The organism is Georgenia yuyongxinii (assembly GCF_006352065.1).
Lineage (GTDB): Bacteria > Actinomycetota > Actinomycetes > Actinomycetales > Actinomycetaceae > Georgenia > Georgenia yuyongxinii.
Genome location: NZ_CP040915.1, coordinates 877,380 through 894,638 on the forward strand (window position 1 = coordinate 877,380; position 17,259 = coordinate 894,638).

Annotated in this window: 6 protein-coding genes and 1 tRNA gene; 6 read left to right on the top strand and 1 reads right to left on the bottom strand. The window is 70.2% G+C overall.

Annotation, left to right across the window (positions count from 1 at the left end; all coding sequences use genetic code 11):
- The first annotated feature begins 150 nt into the window (after positions 1-150).
- From FE374_RS04020 to FE374_RS04030, 3 genes are all read left to right on the top strand, one after another.
- Entirely contained in the window at positions 151-11,355 is an 11,205-nt protein-coding gene (locus FE374_RS04020) for a PA14 domain-containing protein (RefSeq protein WP_139927352.1), read from the top strand.
- A 228-nt stretch (positions 11,356-11,583) separates the two neighbouring features.
- Positions 11,584-12,627 carry a GDP-mannose 4,6-dehydratase gene (gmd, locus tag FE374_RS04025; protein WP_139927353.1) on the top strand — a complete coding sequence of 348 codons (1,044 nt, stop codon included), beginning with the start codon at positions 11,584-11,586 and terminating at the stop codon, positions 12,625-12,627.
- Positions 12,627-13,634: a GDP-L-fucose synthase family protein gene (locus tag FE374_RS04030; protein ID WP_139927354.1), complete on the top strand. Its 1,008-nt coding sequence runs from the start codon at positions 12,627-12,629 to the stop codon at positions 13,632-13,634. The genes gmd and FE374_RS04030 overlap by 1 nt, the downstream gene beginning before the upstream one ends.
- Here FE374_RS04030 and FE374_RS04035 read toward each other — a convergent pair.
- On the bottom strand, positions 13,612-14,262 hold the full coding sequence (locus tag FE374_RS04035) for a TetR/AcrR family transcriptional regulator (RefSeq protein WP_168205773.1): 651 nt from the start codon (positions 14,260-14,262) through the stop codon (positions 13,612-13,614). The genes FE374_RS04030 and FE374_RS04035 overlap by 23 nt on opposite strands.
- A gap of 66 nt (positions 14,263-14,328) precedes the next feature.
- Here FE374_RS04035 and FE374_RS04040 point away from each other — a divergent pair.
- From FE374_RS04040 to FE374_RS04050, 3 genes are all read left to right on the top strand, one after another.
- Positions 14,329-14,400, top strand: a tRNA-Gln gene (locus tag FE374_RS04040).
- A gap of 145 nt (positions 14,401-14,545) precedes the next feature.
- Positions 14,546-16,255 carry a bifunctional UDP-N-acetylglucosamine diphosphorylase/glucosamine-1-phosphate N-acetyltransferase GlmU gene (gene glmU / locus FE374_RS04045; RefSeq protein ID WP_139927355.1) on the top strand — a complete coding sequence of 570 codons (1,710 nt, stop codon included), beginning with the start codon at positions 14,546-14,548 and terminating at the stop codon, positions 16,253-16,255.
- Complete coding sequence (locus tag FE374_RS04050; protein ID WP_139927356.1) at positions 16,252-17,232, top strand: ribose-phosphate diphosphokinase; 981 nt, start codon at positions 16,252-16,254, stop codon at positions 17,230-17,232. Before glmU ends, FE374_RS04050 begins: the two co-directional genes overlap by 4 nt.
- Positions 17,233-17,259 lie beyond the last annotated feature (27 nt).

Consider the following 17,259-nt stretch of genomic DNA (forward strand, 5'->3'; position numbering starts at 1 on the left):
CCCCTCCCACGGGCCCTAATCGTCCGTCGCTCATCCCGAATCCCGGGCACCTGCGGGCGGTATGACCGGTTCGCTGTGGCTCGAGTCTCGTCGGCCATGTGTCGGCGTCGTCACCGCTCGTGCAGCCGCCTTCTTACGGGAGAGGACCCCATGTCAGTCTCAGCACCATCACGCAGACGAGCGGGGATCGCCTCCGCGGCGGCTCTCGCCGTCGTCGGCGCGATGGCCCTCGGGGCCACGCCAGCCATGTCGATGCCGATCGCCACCGTGCCGGAGGACCCGGCGCAGTGGGCCACGTCGCCGTACTCACCGCTGCCCGCGGGCGAGATCGCGGCGGCGGGCAACCACCTCGAGCTCACGTTCGACGGCACCGAAGGCGGCCTCCACGACGGCGCCGACGTGGACACCGGGTTCACGATGATCCAGCCGTCGAGCGCCAACGACGACTACTACCTCCCCGAGAACCTGGCAGTCACGGGCGGCAACCTGACAATCAAAGCCACCAAGGGCATCGCGTACTCCAACACGGGTGCGACCGGCCTGATCAACCAGCAGGACAACACCCTGGGCGTCGGCGTCGATGCCAACGCGACGAGTCTGGAGCTCACGACCACGGTTAACAGCCCGGCCGCCGCGACCGGCTCCGCGCAGGCCGGCCTGTGGTTCGGCCCGGACGACCAGAACTACGTCAAGCTCGCGCTCATCGGCTCGGACGCGACCGGGCGGCAGATCCAGCTCTCGCGCGAGATCAACGGTCTGACGGCGAACGGCGCCGTCGGTGCACCGTCCGCGGACCAGATCATGGTCGGCCTCACGCAGGCGAGCATCGGCACCCAGCCCGTGCACCTGCGGCTGGTGGTGAACTCGGTCGCGGGGACGCTGACGGGGTACTACGCCATCGGCGCCGGCGCCGAGCAGACGCTGGGCACCTTGGCCTTGCCGACGAACTATGTCGACGGCACGCTGCTGAACCCCGCGATCGCGGACGTGACTTCCTTCGCGGGCATCTACGCCACCAAGCGGAACATGCCCGAGGCCACCGCGCTGAGCTACACCTTCGCCGACTTCGGCCTCGCCGAGCTCGACTCCGAGCCGCCGGCCGCTCCCGAGGGCGTGACCGCGGACGCCGAGGCCGGGCAGGTCTCGCTCGCCTGGAACGCCGCCCCCGTCTCCTCCGACGTCGTGGGCTACCGCGTCTACCGCGCCAGCACCAGCCCCGTCTCGACGGCGGGCAACGGCATCGGCGGCACGGCCGCGCTCACCACGCCGGCATTCACCGACGCCGCCGTGTTCGTCGGACAGGCCTACACCTACGCGGTCGTCGCGGTCGACGCCGCCGGCAACAAGTCCGAGCCCGTCGAGGTCCAGGCCCAGGTGCCGGCGATCGACGGCGAGCCGGTCGCCCTGGTGAACTTCCAGACCGCCGCGGCCACGACGCCCGACGGGTACACCGCCGACACCGGCGCCCCCTACTCCCCGGCGGCCGGCTCCGGCTGGACCTCCGGCGCCACCGGCGCCCCGCTGGACCTGACCACCATGACCCGCCTGCGCGCGGGTTCGGGGGTCACCCCCGACCCCCGCCTGGCCACGATCATCCACATGCAGCACACCAGCACGACCGTGCACGGCGTCTGGGAGTACAACCTGCCGAACGGCACCTACACGGTCGTCGCCGCGGTCGGTGACACCGGCTCCGCGAACGGCGGCGGCTACGACAGCACGCACGCGATCAACGCGGAGGGCACCGCGGTCATCAGCCCGTTCAACCCCAGCTCCGCCCGCGAGTACGACGAGGGCGTCGCGACCGTCGAGGTCATCGACGGCTCCCTCACGATCGACGCGGTCGGCGGCTCGAACACCAAGCTCGCCTACGTCGGCATCTACGCCGCGGCGCAGACGCCAGTCGCGCCCGCCGCACCCACCGGCCTGACCGGTGCTGCCACCGCGGGGGGTGTCCAGCTCGAGTGGACCGCCGTCGACGGCGCAACCGGCTACGACGTCTTCCGCTCCACGGAGCCGGCCGCCCCCACCGGCGGCGCCCCGCTGAATGCGGAGCCGCTCACCGACGCCGCCTTCCTCGACACCACCGCCGAGCCCGGCACGACGTACTACTACGCTGTGGTCGCCTCGAACGACGGTGGTACCTCTCCGGCATCCGGGGCCGTCGAGGTCGTCGTCCCCGCGGACGGGATGGCTCCCGCCGCCCCGGGCGGCGTGACCGGCGAGGCCACCTCCACCGGGGTCCAGCTCGCCTGGTCCGCCGTCGACGGTGCCGAGAGCTACAACGTCTTCCGCTCGGCCCAGGCGACCGTCCCCACCGACGGCACGCCTGTGAACGCGGAGCCGCTGACCAACGCCAACTACCTCGACACCACCGCCGCGGCGGGCCAGACCTACTACTACGTGGTCGTCGCCGCCAACGCGGCCGGGACCTCCCCGGCCTCCGCGGCCGTCGAGGTCACCGTGCCCGAGCTGCCCGACGTCCCGGCCGCCCCGGCGGACATGGCCGGCGAGGCCACGGACGACGGCGTCGTCCTGACCTGGGCCGCCTCTGCCGGCGCGACGTCCTACGAGATCTACCGCGGCATCGGCACCCAGGCGCAGCCCGAGGGACAGCCGCACGCCACTGTCACCGCCCCCACCTTCACAGACTCCGACGTCGAGCCGGGCACCACATACAGCTACATCGTCGTCGCCCTGAACGACGAGGGCAGCTCCGTGCCCTCGGTCGCGGTGGCGGTCGAGGTGCCCATCGTCGACCCCTCCGCCTGCACGGGCTCGCAGTGGAGCGCCGAGTACTTCCTCGGCACCGGCCTGGCCGGCACCCCCGCGGCCGTCGAGTGCACGGACACGGTCGACCAGGACTGGAACCAGGACGGCCCGGCCGATCTGCGCAACTACCAGTTCTCCGCCCGCTACACCACCGTCATCAACGGCTCCGGGCTCTACCGCTTCCAGGCCCAGGCCGACGACGGCGTCCGGGTGATCGTCGACGGCGAGACAGTCATCGACCAGTGGGTCGACCAGGACGGCTCGCAGGTCCACTCCGCCCACGTCACGCTCGACGCGGGCTCGCACACCGTCGTCGTGGAGTACTACCAGGCCTGGGGCGGTGCCGAGCTGAGCGCCTCCTTCGAGAAGGTCGACACCACGGGTGAGTGCCTGCCCGGCCAGTGGTCCGCGCAGTACTACCTCGGTACCGAGCTCGCCGGCGCCCCGGCGGAGTCCGAGTGCGTGGCCGGCATCGACGAGGACTGGTCCGGTCAGGAAGGTCCGGCCGGGATCCGCAACTTCCAGTTCTCCGCCCGCTACAGCACGATCGTGAACGACGGTGCGGGCGTCTACACGTTCAGCGCCCGGGCCGATGACGGGGTCCGCGTCATCGTCGACGGCACCACGGTCATCGACCGGTGGGTCGACCAGGACGGCAAGGCCGCCCACACGGCCTCGCTCTTCCTCGACGAGGGTGCGCACGACGTGGTCGTCGAGTACTACCAGGCCTGGGGTGGGGCGGAGCTCCACATCGGGTACGACTTCACGCCCGGCGGCTCCCTGTGCGGGGCCGGTCAGTGGGCCGCCGAGTACTTCCTCGGCACCGGCCTGGGCACCCAGCCGGCCGCCCAGGAGTGCGTCACGGGCCTCGACGAGAACTGGTCCCAGGACGGCCCCGCCGGCCTGCGCAACTGGCAGTTCTCCGCGCGATACACCACCGTCGTCAACGAGGGCGCCGGCACGTACCGGTTCGAGGCCCAGGCCGACGACGGTGTGCGCGTGCTCGTCGACGGCGTGCCGGTCATCGACCAGTGGGTGGACCAGGACGGCAGGGATGTCCACACCGGTGAGGTCACCCTCACGGATGGGTCGCACACCGTGGTCGTCGAGTACTACCAGGGCTGGGGCGGTGCGCAGCTGCGCGTCGCGTACGAGAAGGACGGCTCGGACACCGAGGCGCCCGAGGCCCCGACGCAGCTCGTCGCGACTGCCGGCACCACGGCCATCGAGCTCAGCTGGAGCCCGACGGCATCCACCGACGCGGTCGGCTACCACGTCTACCGTGGTACCGAGGCCGGCGTCACCGCGGGGAGCACCCCGCTGAACACGGCCCCGCTCACCGGGACCACCTACTCCGACGGCACCGCCGCACCAGGCGTTACCTACTACTACGTGGTCACGGCCGTCGACACCGCCGGCAACGAGTCCGCCGTCTCCAACGAGGCCACCGGGCTGCTGACCGAGGAGGCCGACACCGAGGCTCCCGCGGCCCCGGCGGACCTGACCGCCACGGCCGGAGACGGCGTCGTCGACCTCGCCTGGGCAGCCTCGACCTCCACGGACACCGTGGGCTACAAGGTCTACCGCTCGCTTGAGCCGAACGTCGCCATCACCGGTGAGCTGGTGTCCGGCGAGGCACCGGTGACCGGCACCACGTACGCCGACACCGCCGTCAGCAACGGCACCACCTACTACTACGGGGTGCGTGCGGTCGACGGCGCGGGCAACGCGTCCTTGATGTCCAACGAGGCGTTCGGCGTCCCGCGGGTGCCGAACGACCTTGACGTCATGGTGGACTTCGCTGCCGCCGGAACGACCCCGGCCGCCGGGTACATCCTGGACTACGGCCAGGCCTACGGTGCGCGCACAGGCGCGAACCAGGGCACCGGCCTCACCTACGGCTGGGTCGACGAGGACGGGCACGCTCTGTCCCTCGTCGGCAACGGCCGCGACCGCGGCCGGGCCGGGATCGACGAGCGGCTCGACTCGATCCTGCACATGCAGTACGGCGACGTCGACGGCACCAACGGCGTGGACACCGAGGGCACCTGGGAGATGGCCGTCCCCGACGGCCTCTACGAGGTGACCATCGCCGTGGGCGACGAGGGCGGCACCAACGGCTATGACTCGGTCCACGTGATCAACGCCGAGGCCGGCGTCGCCATCGAGGGCTTCCAGGCCACCGCGGCCAACGAGTACCTCACCGCGACCACCACCGTCGGCGTGTGGGACGGGCGCCTGACCCTCTCCCCGAAGGGCGGCACCAACACCAAGATCGCCTACGTCGAGGTCACCGGCCTGCCGATGGCCCCGCACGTCGACACCGTGCTCCCGGACAACCGGGGCACCGACCACGACGTCACCGCGGGCGTGTCCGCCACGATCCGCATCCCGTACGCCGGCGTCGGCGTCGACCCGACCACCCTCCAGGGCAACGTGCGCCTCTTCGAGGCGGTCACCGGCACCCCGGTCCCGGTCACGGTCGGCACCTCCGGGGGCAACGACGTCATCTCGCTCTCCCCGGACGAGTCGCTGGACGGCAACAAGACGTACCGGTTCGTCGTCACCGACGCCGTGAAGGACAACTTCGGCGCCGCGTTCGTGCCGTTCACCTCGGTGTTCACCACCGGGTCCGGCGAGATCATCGGTGAGGACGAGTTCACCCCGCTCACCGGCATCGAGTTCGAGAAGGTCGAGCTGCCCGTCGCGGCCAGCAAGTACTGGGCGTCGTTCGCCTTCGGGCCGGACGGCAAGCTGTACGGCACCACCATCGGCCAGGGCCTGTTCCGGATGACGGTCAACGAGGACGGCACCCTGTCCAACCTCGAGAACCTCGGCTACCAGGGGCGCGCGATGATCGGCCTGGTCTTCGACCGGGACGCCACCGCGGGCAACCTCAGGCTCTGGGTCACCTCCACCAGCGCCAACATCGGCAACGAGACCCAGGAGTGGATCAGCGGCATCAGCCTCCTCGAGGGGCCGAACCTGCAGACCGAGCGCAAGGTGTTCACGTCGCTGCCCCGCTCCCTGTCCGACCACCTGACCAACTCCATCGCCTACGGCCCGGACGGGCGCCTGTACTTCCTGCAGGGCTCGAACCAGGCCGCCGGCGACCTCGACAACAGCTGGGGTCAGCGCGGTGAGAAGCTGCTCACCGCGGCGGCCCTGGTGTTCGACCAGGACCACCCGCAGGTGCAGGCCGCCACGACCGGGAACGCGCCGATCGACGTCAAGACGGCCGACGGCGGCACGTACGACCCGTTCGCCGCAGGCGCCCCGCTGAAGATCCACGCCACGGGCATCCGCAACGCGTACGACCTGGTCTGGCACTCCAACGGCAACCTGTACGTGCCGACCAACGGCACGGCCGGCGGCGCCAACAGCCCCGGTGTGACGGCCAATGCGAACGGCACCTTCACCCGTGTCGCGGCCCCTGGCATCCCCGGCTTCGCGACCGTCAACGGGCGCAACGTCACCGATGCCTGCCTCAACCACCGCATCGACGGTCAGCCGTACACGGGTGGTTCCGTGCCGGCCATCAACAACCACCCCACGCAGCAGGACCACCTGTACCGCGTCGAGGAGCACGGCTACTACGGCCACCCCAACCCCGAGCGCTGCGAATGGGTGCTGCACGAGGGCAACGACCCGGCGAACCCGCCGACCGCGGCGGGCCAGGGCGGCTCCAAGTACCCCGCGGGCACCAAGGCGGACTCGAACTACCGGGGCATCGCCTACAACCTCGGCTTCAACAAGTCACCGAACGGTGCCTTGGAGTACAAGTCGGAGACCTTCGACGGCCAGCTCAAGGGCCGCCTCATCGTCACCCGCTTCTCCAACAACAACGACCTGATCTTCCTCCAGGCCGACTCCGCGACCGGCAAGATCCTCGGCGCCCAGACGTCCGAGGGCCTGACCGGCGTGTCGAACTCCACCATGACCGGCGTCGACGGCTTCAACGACCCCCTCGAGGTGGTGGAGGACCCCAACACCGGCAACCTCTACGTCAACCAGTACAACCGCGGCGGTAGCGACCAGAAGCTCTTCCTGCTCCGCGTACCCGAAGAGCACCAGGCACCCACCCTGGAGACCTCGGTCGAAGAGCTGGTCTTCTCCGCGGTGAAGTCCACGACCTCCGCTCAGAAGTCCGTCACGGTGACGAACTTCTCCGCGGAGACCGTCACCCTGGGTGCGTCCCTCACCGGCGCCAACGCCGGCGAGTTCGCACTCACCGGCGCGGGCGGCCCCCTGGCCCCGGGTGCCAGCGCCACCTTCCAGGTCCAGTTCAAGCCCGGTACCACCCTCGGACAGCGCTCCGCGATCCTGCGGCTGACCAACGCGGACCAGACGGTGGACGTCGGCCTCTACGGCCTGACCATGAACGGCATCGAGGGCGGCAATGAGCCCACGCTGCACAACGTCATGGGCACGCTCGGCTACGCGATCAACGTCGGCTGGACCACCCTCGCCGGCGGAATGGACCCGGCCGCCAAGGGCGACGAAGTCCTCAAGCCGCTCTTCGTCAAGGCGGGCAACGGCCCGGTGACGATGACGCCGCTGGCCCAGTACGCCCCGCGGGAGGACCTGCCGTTCGGCTGGTACACCGGCGCAGGCACCACGGCTGAGCGTCACCAGGTGGGCTCGATCGACATCAACGGCTACCAGTCGCTCCTGCCGCCCGCCAGCCCCGGCTCGCAGACGAGCTTCGACCCCGGGACCGCCGAGTTCGGGTTCTACTACTTCTCCAACACCTTCAGCCGGCTGGGCTACACGGAGGACCGGCTCAACTCACCGGCGTCCGACGCCCACCGCGCCCGGATCTACCCGGCGAAGAACCGCTCGGGCGCCCCGATCGCCAACACCTACATCGTGGCCTTCGAGGACGCCAGCAACGGCGACTACCAGGACTACGTCTTCCTCGTCACCGGTGTGAAGCCGGCAGGGGAGGCGCCGGGGCCCGTGGAGGACGCCATCAAGGTCAACTTCTCCAACGAGGCGGCGGCTCTGCCCGCCGGCTACCTGCGCGACTTCGGCCAGCCCTTCGGGGCCCGCACGCGCAGCGACCAGGGCACGAACCTCATCTACGGCTGGAAGGACCAGGCGACGGAGAACCCGATCAACCTCTCCGTCGGCGGCACAACCGGGCCCGGCAACGGCCGGGACCGGAACACCAGCCAGCCCGACCAGCGGCTCGACACGCTCATGCACATGCAGTCGGCAGACGTCACCGCCAACGGCAACACCTTCAACGGCGTCTCCGCGTACGCCTTCTGGGAGATCGCCCTCCCGGACGGCACCTACCGGGTGACCGTCGCCGCCGGTGACTCCACCGTCAACTCCGACCCGGAGCAGCACGCGATCAACATCGAGAACACGCAGCTGATCGCCCCGTTCGCCCCGACCGGGGCCGCAGGCTCCAACACCCGGCACAAGACCGCCATGACGGAGGTCACCCTTACCGACGGGTTCCTCACCATCGACGCGAACGGGGGGACGAACACAAAGATCAACTACGTCGACATCGTCCCGGTCGACGTCGACAACGACGACCCGTCCGACGGTGCGCAGGTGAAGGTGGCGTTCGGGCCGTCGTCGGCGCCGCTGACGAGCGGGTGGGTCCGCGAGGCCGGCTCCGCCTACTCCGACGAGCGCGGGTTCGGCTGGGTGAACGCCGCCACCGGCCAGCCGGTGGACCGCACGGTGGCTACGCGCTACCGCACCACACCCACCGCGGGCGTCGACTACCCGACCGACAACCGGCTCAAGTCGTTCGCATTCCTCGACAACGCGTCCCAGCCGTCGTACACCAACGGGATCTGGGAGTACGAGGTTCCGAACGGCACCTACCGGGTCGCGGTCTCCGTCGGCGACGCGGGGTTCCTCGACTCCACGCACGGGGTGGCCGCCGAGGGCCAGCCGGTGATCGCGAGCTTCGTGCCGACGGGCACCACCGCGTTCCAGACGGGTGTGCGGACGGTGACCGTCACCGACGGGAAGCTGTCGATCACCAACACCGGCACGAACACCAAGATCAACTGGGTGTCCATTGCCGGCGACGGCCTCGACCCGGTGGACCCGCCGCCGACCGGCGAGGAGGCCCAGATTGCCTTCGGTCCCGAGTCCGCCCCGCTCACCGCGGGGTGGACCCGGGAGGCCGGCGCGGCCTTCTCCGAGGCCCGCGGGTTCGGCTGGCTCGACGCCGACACCGGCCAGCCGGTAGACCGCACGGTGGCAACGCGCTACCGCGCCACGGCCGCCGGCGGCATCGCCTACCCGAGCGACGACCGACTGAAGTCGTTCGCGTTCATGGACAGCGCCACCCAGAGCTACACGAACGGCACCTGGGAGTACGCGCTCGGCAACGGCACGTACACCGTCGAGGTCTCGGTCGGCGACGCCGGCTTCCTCGACTCCACCCACGGCGTCGCTGTGGAGGGTGTGAAGCTCATCGACGGCTTTGCACCCACGGGGTCCGCGCCGTTCGCCTCTGCCACCCAGACCGTGGAGGTGACGGACGGCAGACTGTCGCTGACCAACACCGGCACCAACACCAAGGTCAACTACATCCGCATCACCGGTGAGGGCCTCGGTGCGCCCGCGGTCGGCGTCACGCTGAACGGCGTGAGCGTCGGCGCGAGCTACTCGGGCGGACCGGTGGAGGTCGCCATCAACGCCTCCGTGGCCGGCGGGACCACGCTCGAGTCGCTGACGTACAGCGTCAACGGGGGGCCGGCAACGGCGTACGTCGGGCCGTTCAACCTCGGCGTGGGCAACCACGTGCTCGAGGTGACCGCCGTCGACAGCGACGACCGCACCACCGTGCGGGAGATCGCCCTGGAGATCCTCGACGTCGGCGGCACCGCGAAACTGACCAACACGCAGGTCACCCGCCAGGCAGGCGCGCCCGTCCCCGGGCTGTCCGAGGACTGGCTCGTGCTCCACAAGATCAACTCCGGCCTGGGCGCCCACAAGTTCCCCAGCACCGGCACGGTCACCCTGGCAAACACGGGCACCAAGGACCTCCGGGTCACCGACGTCGCTCTGACCGGCTCCGCAGCGTCCAGCTTCACGCTGGGCACGCTGCCGGCCGCCCCGTTCACCCTTGCTCCGGGGCAGTCCGTCCCGGTCACGGTGAACTTCACCTCCACCACCGGCGGCAAGGGCATCCGCGCCGCCCAGGTCAAGATCGCCTCCTCCGACGCGGCCTCCCCGATCACCACCCTCGAGGTGCGCGGCGGGTACATGACCTCGCCAGAGGGCGGCAACGAGCTCACGCTCAACCAGGTCTCGGCGCTGTACGGCTGGACCACGCAGATCGGCAACCTGGTCAACGGCGACGAGATGCGCACGTCGGCGCTCAAGGGTGATGAGGTGCGGTCCTTCCAATGGAAGCGGATGGACTCCTCGAAGCCGGTCACTGCGCGGCAGCTCGCCGCGTTCCACGGTTGCTGCGGCCAGACGGAGACGATCAACGTCAACGGCGCCACGGCCACCCACCACGGGGACTACGGCCAGTCGATCTACCCGCTGAACAACGCCCAGTCGGGACCGACGCAGCTGACCACCAACCCGACCGGCAACTTCAACCTGACGGTCTCCGGCCAGAACACCGCCAACCCGAACTACATGGCGGTCAAGACCTGGCCGGTCATCGACAAGGACGGCAAGGTCGTAGCCGGCTCCTGGATCGTCGGCCACGACTACATCAGCTCGCCCAACCAGTGCGGCATCGGTGCGACGAACTGCGACTTCCAGGACAACGTCTACCTCGTCACCAACATCCTCCCGGTCACCCCGCACGACGCCACGGCGCCGGCGGCCCCGAGTGGGGTGGAGGCCGAGGTGGCCGGACAGACTGTGGTGCTCGGCTGGGACGCCTCCACCGAGGCCGACGTCGCGGGCTACCACGTGGAGCGCTCGCTCAGCGCGTCCGGTCCGTGGACGCGGCTGACCGGGGGGACCCCACTGACCGGCACGACGTTCACCGACTCCGCAGTGCCGGCGGCGGGCACCGGGTTCTACCGGGTGCTCGCGGTGGACCTGTCCGGCACGGTCTCCACGGCGGCCACCCCGGTCGAGGTGGACCTGCCCGAGGTCGACGAGGCGCCGATCCGGATCAATGCCGGCGGCGGCGCCGTCACCCTCGGCGGCGTCCAGTGGTCTGCGGACCAGTACTTCTCCGGTGGGAAGTCCTACTCGAACCCCCAGGTCACCCAGATCGCGGGGACCACCGATGACGTGCTGTACCAGAGCGAGCGGTCGGCCACGTCGAACCTCGGCAGCTTCGGGTACGACATCCCGGTCAACGGCGGCGGCTACGTGGTGCGCCTCCACTTCGCCGAGATCTACCACGGTGCCACCGGCGGCGGCGCCGGCGGCACAGGCAAGCGGGTCTTCAGCGCCAACCTCGAGGGCGGTCCCACCGAGATCACCAACCTCGACCTCAACGCCGTCGTCCCGCCGATGACCGCGCACGTGATCGACGTCCCGGTGACCGTCACTGACGGCAACCTCGACATCGACCTGACCGCCACCGTGAACCAGCCCAAGATCAGCGCGATCGAGGTGCTCCCCGTGCGCTGACCGCACGGCCAGACCCGCCCCTGTTCTGCCCGTGACGGCCGGGGCGAGACCCACCTGGACGACGGCTGCCGGATGGCGTCGAAAATCTCGACACCATCCGGCAGCCTTCGCCATGCCGCCATTTCGGACGAATTCTCGAAATTGGTCATCGAATCCCAGGACTTTTTCCCCAGGTGGATCGGATACTGAATTGTCACGGCGCGTGCTCAGAATGCGAGGAGAGCAAACTTGACCAAGCGAGCGCTCATCACTGGGATCACCGGACAGGACGGGTCCTACCTGGCCGAGATGCTGCTGGCCAAGGGATACGAGGTCCACGGCCTCATACGCCGCGCGTCGACGTTCAACACCGTCCGGATCGACCATCTCTACCAGGACCGGCACGAGCCGGACGCGCGAATGTTCCTGCACTACGGGGACCTGGCAGACGGTGCCCGGCTCGTGACCCTGCTGGCCCAGGTGCAGCCCGACGAGGTTTACAACCTCGCCGCCCAGTCGCACGTGCGCGTGAGCTTCGAGGAACCTGAGCACACCGGCAACACGACCGGGATGGGCGCCACCCGGCTGCTCGAAGCAGTCCGGATGACCGGGCTTCACTGCCGGTATTACCAGGCATCCAGCTCCGAGATGTTCGGAGCCTCTCCGCCGCCGCAGAACGAGCTCACGCCGTTCTACCCGCGCTCGCCCTACGGTGCCGCCAAGGTCTACGCGTACTGGCTGACGAAGAACTACCGCGAGGCGTACGGATTCTTCGCCGTCAACGGCATCCTCTTCAACCATGAGTCGCCGCGGCGCGGTGAGACGTTCGTGACCCGGAAGATCAGCCGCGCCGTGGCACGTATCAGGGCCGGACTCGACGACGTCGTCTACCTGGGCAACATCGACACCGTCCGCGACTGGGGCTACGCGCCCGAGTACGTCGAGGGCATGTGGCGGATGCTGCAGGCCGACGAGCCTGACGACTACGTCCTGGCGACCGGGAACAGCTGCACGGTGCGCGACTTCATGATCACGGCCTTCGAGCATGCCGGTCTCGACTGGGAGAAGCATGTGAGATTCGACGAGCAGTACCTCAGGCCCACCGAGGTCGACGCGTTGATCGGTGATGCCTCCAAGGCCACCGGCCGACTCGGGTGGAAGGCGACCGTCCACGCCGACGAGCTGGCCCGCATCATGGTCGACGCGGACATCGAGGCGCTTGAGCATGCCGGCAGCTCGTGGATAGACGCGCCCCGCGTCGACGGCTGGGTAGCCGCCCCGGCGGCGCGCTGATGGGCACCGGATTCTCGCCGGGGCCGCTCGACCGGGACGCGCCGTTCTACGTCGCGGGCCACCGCGGCCTGGTGGGATCGGCCGTCTGGCGGCACCTCCAGCGCAGCGGCTTCACGAGACTCCTCGGGCGCACCTCGCGCGAACTCGACCTGAGGAACAGGGACGCCGTCTTCGCGTTCTTCGCGGAAACCCGACCCCGCTACATCGTCCTGGCCGCCGCACGGGTAGGCGGCATTTTGGCGAACGACACCTATCCCGTCGATTTTCTCTCCGAGAACCTGCAGATCCAGACCAATGTCATCGACGCGGCGCTGAGGCACGACGTCGAGCGCCTCCTCTTCCTCGGGTCCTCCTGCATCTACCCCAAGCACGCCCCGCAGCCCATCCGGGAGGATGCGCTGCTGACCGGGCCGTTGGAGCCGACGAACGAGGCTTATGCGGTCGCGAAGATCGCCGGCATCATGCACGTCCGGTCGGTGCGGAGGCAGTACGGGTTGCCGTGGATCTCTGCGATGCCGACTAATCTGTACGGGCCGGGCGACAACTTCTCGCGGACGAGCTCGCATGTGCTGCCGGCCCTCGTCCGCCGCTACGAAGATGCGCGGGCCGGGGGAGCAGCCAGCGTGACCAACTGGGGGAGCGGCTCTCCCCGGCGGGAGTTCCTTCACGTCGACGACATGGCCGCCGCGACTCTCCACCTGCTCGAGCACTTCGACGGCCCAGGGCACATCAACGTCGGTACCGGGAGCGACATCACGATCAGAGCGCTTGCCCAGCTCGTCGCAGAAGCCGTCGGGTACACGGGCGCAACGGAGTGGGATACCTCCAAGCCCGATGGCACGCCTCGGAAGTTGCTCGACGTCTCGGCGCTGAGGGCGTCCGGGTGGCATCCCCGGATCACTCTTCCGGCGGGCGTGGAACGCACGGTCGAGGCGTTCCGACGCGATCGGAAGGTCGGGTCGAGGGGATCGCTGCCGCTCGTCGTTAGCCCTGCGCCTGCGAGCTGAGCCGCGGTTCCTTCTCCAGGCCCTTGAGCCCGTTCCAGGCGAGGTTGACCATGTGCGCGGCGACCTCGGCCTTGTCCGGGCTGCGCGCCTCGAGCCACCACTGCCCCGTGAGGGCGATGAGCCCGACGAGCATCTGCGCGTACATCGGCGCCGCCGCCGGGTCGAGCCGTCGGGCGCGGAACTGCTCCGCGAGGAGGTGCTCCACCTGGGAGGCGACGTCCCCGATGAGGGAGGAGAAGGTGCCGGTGGCCTGGGCGACGGGGGAGTCGCGCACCAGGATGCGGAAGCCGTCGGTGTTCTCCTCGATGTAGCCGAGCAGGGCCAGCGCCGTCTTCTCCACGACGACCTTGGGGTGCCCGCCGCCGCTCAGCTCGATGGTGAGCATGCCGAGCAGGCGCTGCACCTCCCGGTCCACCACGACGGCGTAGATGCCTTCCTTACCGCCGAAGTGCTCGTAGACCACGGGCTTGGAGACCTTCGCGCGCGCCGCGATCTCCTCGACGCTGGTGCCCTCGAAGCCCTTCTCGGCGAAGAGGGCGCGGCTGACGGCGACGAGCTGCTCGCGGCGCTCGCTGCCGGTCATGCGCACCCGCGGGGCGCGTCTGGTCTCGGGAGGCACGCTCCCCATCATGCCCTGCCGGCTGTTCGGGGCTGTCGTCCGCGCCTGGCACACTGGATCCGCGCACGCGCGCGGTCCGCCCTGGTGTAATGGCAGCACGCAGGCCTTTGGTGCCTTGCGGTCCGGGTTCGAATCCTGGGGGCGGAGCCGGTGCAGACCCGTCTCGGTATGCGAGTGCCGGTGGCTTCCACACAGTGGGTGGGCGGGAAGGACAGGCCGCGGGCGGCGCTAGAGTGGGCGCTGCACCACGCCCGGGGCCGTTGCCGGGCGGTGAATCCCTGAGGGAGCCGGCGTGAGCCTGACCCAACCTGCTGCTGTCGTCGTGCTCGCCGCGGGTGAGGGCACCCGGATGAAGTCCCGCACCCCCAAGGTGCTCCACGAGATCGGCGGCCGCAGCCTGCTGGCCCACGCCCTTCACGCCGCCCGCGCGCTCGAGCCGGCCAGGCTCGCTGTCGTCGTCCGGCACGAGCGCGACGCCGTCGCCGCGCACGCCACCGCCCTGGACGACGGCGTCACGATCGTCGACCAGGACGAGATCCCTGGCACCGGACGCGCCGTGCAGTGCGCGCTGACCGCGCTGGACGCAGCCGTCCGGGGCGCCTCGCTTGTCCATGCCGCCCCGGGGTCCGCCGCCCCCGGCGGTGAGGTGGCCGCGCTCCACGGGCCCGTAGTCGTCATGGCCGGTGACACCCCCCTGCTCGACGCCGGCACCCTTGCCGAGCTGCTTCGCGCGCACACCGAGGACGGCAACGCCGTCACCGTGCTGACCACCACCGTGGAGGAGCCCCAGGGGTACGGGCGCATCCTGCGCGAGGGCGGCGCCGTCGTCGGCGTGGTCGAGGAGCGCGACGCCACCACCGAGCAGCGGCTCATCCGCGAGATCAACACCTCCACGTACGTGTTCGACGCCGCCGTCCTGCGCGACGCCCTCGGCTCTGTCGGCCAGGACAACGACCAGGGCGAGGTGTACCTGACCGACGTCGTCGCCCTCGCCCACCACCAGGGCCTGGGCGTGCGCGCCATCTCCGTGGACGACTCCTGGCTCGTCGAGGGCGTCAACGACCGGGTCCAGCTCGCGGCGCTGGGCACCGAGCTCAACCGGCGCACCCTGGAGCAGTGGATGCGCGACGGCGTCACGGTCGTCGACCCCAGCACCACCAGGGTCGACGTCGACGTCGAGCTGGCGCGAGACGTGACCCTGTTGCCCGGCACCCAGCTGTACGGGCGCACCCGGGTGGCCGAGGGCGCCACGATCGGCCCGGACACCACCCTGCGCGACGTCGTCGTCGGCGCCGACGCCACGGTCGTCCGCACCCACGGCTCCGACGCCGAGCTCGAGGCCGGCTCGACCACCGGGCCCTTCGCCTACCTGCGCCCCGGCGCCCACCTCGGCGAGCAGGGCAAGATCGGCACGTTCGTCGAGGTCAAGAACGCCAACATCGGGGCCGGCGCGAAGGTGCCGCACCTGACCTACGTGGGCGACGCGGACATCGGTGAGGGCACGAACATCGGCGCCTCCTCCGTCTTCGTCAACTACGACGGCGTGGCCAAGCACCGCACCCGCATCGGCGCCCACGCCCGCACCGGCTCGGACAACATGTTCGTCGCCCCGGTCACCGTCGGTGACGGCGCCTACACCGGCGCCGGCACCACGATCCGGGAGGACGTCCCGCCCGGCGCGCTCGCGGTCAGCGGCGGCCCGCAGCGCAACATCGACGGGTGGGTGCTGCGCCGTCGGCCCGGTACCGCCGCGGCCGAGGCCGCCGCGCGGGCGCTCGGCGGGGACGCCACGCCCAGGGACACCGCGAGCCCGGGGAGCTCGGACTCCGGGGCATCCTCGTCGGCTGCGGCTGCGGCTGCGGCGGACGCGGACGACGGCCCGGGCGCCGGCGCACTCAGCCCGCAGGCCCGGGCCGAACGGGCCCGCGCCGTGCCAGAGAGCCGTACTCCCCGGGACCAACAGGTCCAGGGTGCCACCGCAGAGAAGGACAGCAACCGATGACGGGGATCATCAGCCAGGGCGAGAAGCGCCTCGTGGTCGTGAGCGGGCGAGCGCATCCCGAGCTTGCCGCCCAGGTCGCCCGAGAGCTCGACATCGAGCTGCTGCCGACGACGGCCTACGACTTCGCCAACGGTGAGATCTACGTGCGGTTCGACGAGTCGGTGCGCGGCTCGGACGTGTTCGTGCTCCAGTCGCACACCAATCCGATCAACCAGTGGTTGATGGAGCAGCTGATCATGGTCGACGCGCTCAAGCGGGCCTCGGCCAAGCGGATCACCGTGGTCGCACCGTTCTACCCCTATGCGCGGCAGGACAAGAAGCACCGCGGACGCGAGCCGATCTCCGCGCGTCTGGTGGCGGACCTGTTCAAGACCGCGGGCGCGGACCGCCTCATGAGCGTGGACCTGCACGCCGCGCAGACCCAGGGGTTCTTCGACGGGCCCGTCGACCATCTGTGGGCCCAGCCGATCCTCACCGACTACGTGCGCTCGCGCATCGACCCGGAGCGGGTGGCGGTCGTCTCGCCGGACGCCGGTCGCATCCGGGTGGCCGAGATGTGGGCCGCCAAGTTCGGCGGTGTGCCACTGGCGTTCGTGCACAAGACCCGCGACATCTCCAAGCCCAACCAGGCCGTGGCCAACCGGGTGGTCGGCGACGTCGAGGGCCGCACGGCCGTTCTGGTCGACGACCTCATCGACACCGGCGGCACCATCGCCGAGGCGGTCAAGGTGGTCCTCGCCGCCGGGGCGTCCGACGTGATCGTGGCGGCCACGCACGGCGTGCTCTCGGACCCGGCCGCGAAGCGGCTGTCCGAGTGCGGCGCGCGGGAGGTCATCGTCACCGACACCCTCCCGATCTCGGCGGACAAGCACTTCCCGCAGCTCACCGTGCTGCCGATCGCGCCGCTGCTGGCGCGGGCGATCCGAGAGGTCTTCGACGACGGGTCGGTGACGAGCCTGTTCGACGGAAACGCTTGAGACCTCGTGCACGAGAGCGGCGAGCGG

What these genes read in the sequence shown, in the direction of transcription:
- FE374_RS04020 (WP_139927352.1), top strand. Translation starts at nt 151, where the DNA reads ATGTCAGTCTCAGCACCATCACGCAGACGAGCGGGGATCGCCTCCGCG.
- FE374_RS04030 (WP_139927354.1), top strand. Translation starts at nt 12,627, where the DNA reads ATGGGCACCGGATTCTCGCCGGGGCCGCTCGACCGGGACGCGCCGTTC.
- FE374_RS04035 (WP_168205773.1), bottom strand. Translation starts at nt 14,262, where the DNA reads ATGGGGAGCGTGCCTCCCGAGACCAGACGCGCCCCGCGGGTGCGCATG.
- FE374_RS04050 (WP_139927356.1), top strand. Translation starts at nt 16,252, where the DNA reads ATGACGGGGATCATCAGCCAGGGCGAGAAGCGCCTCGTGGTCGTGAGC.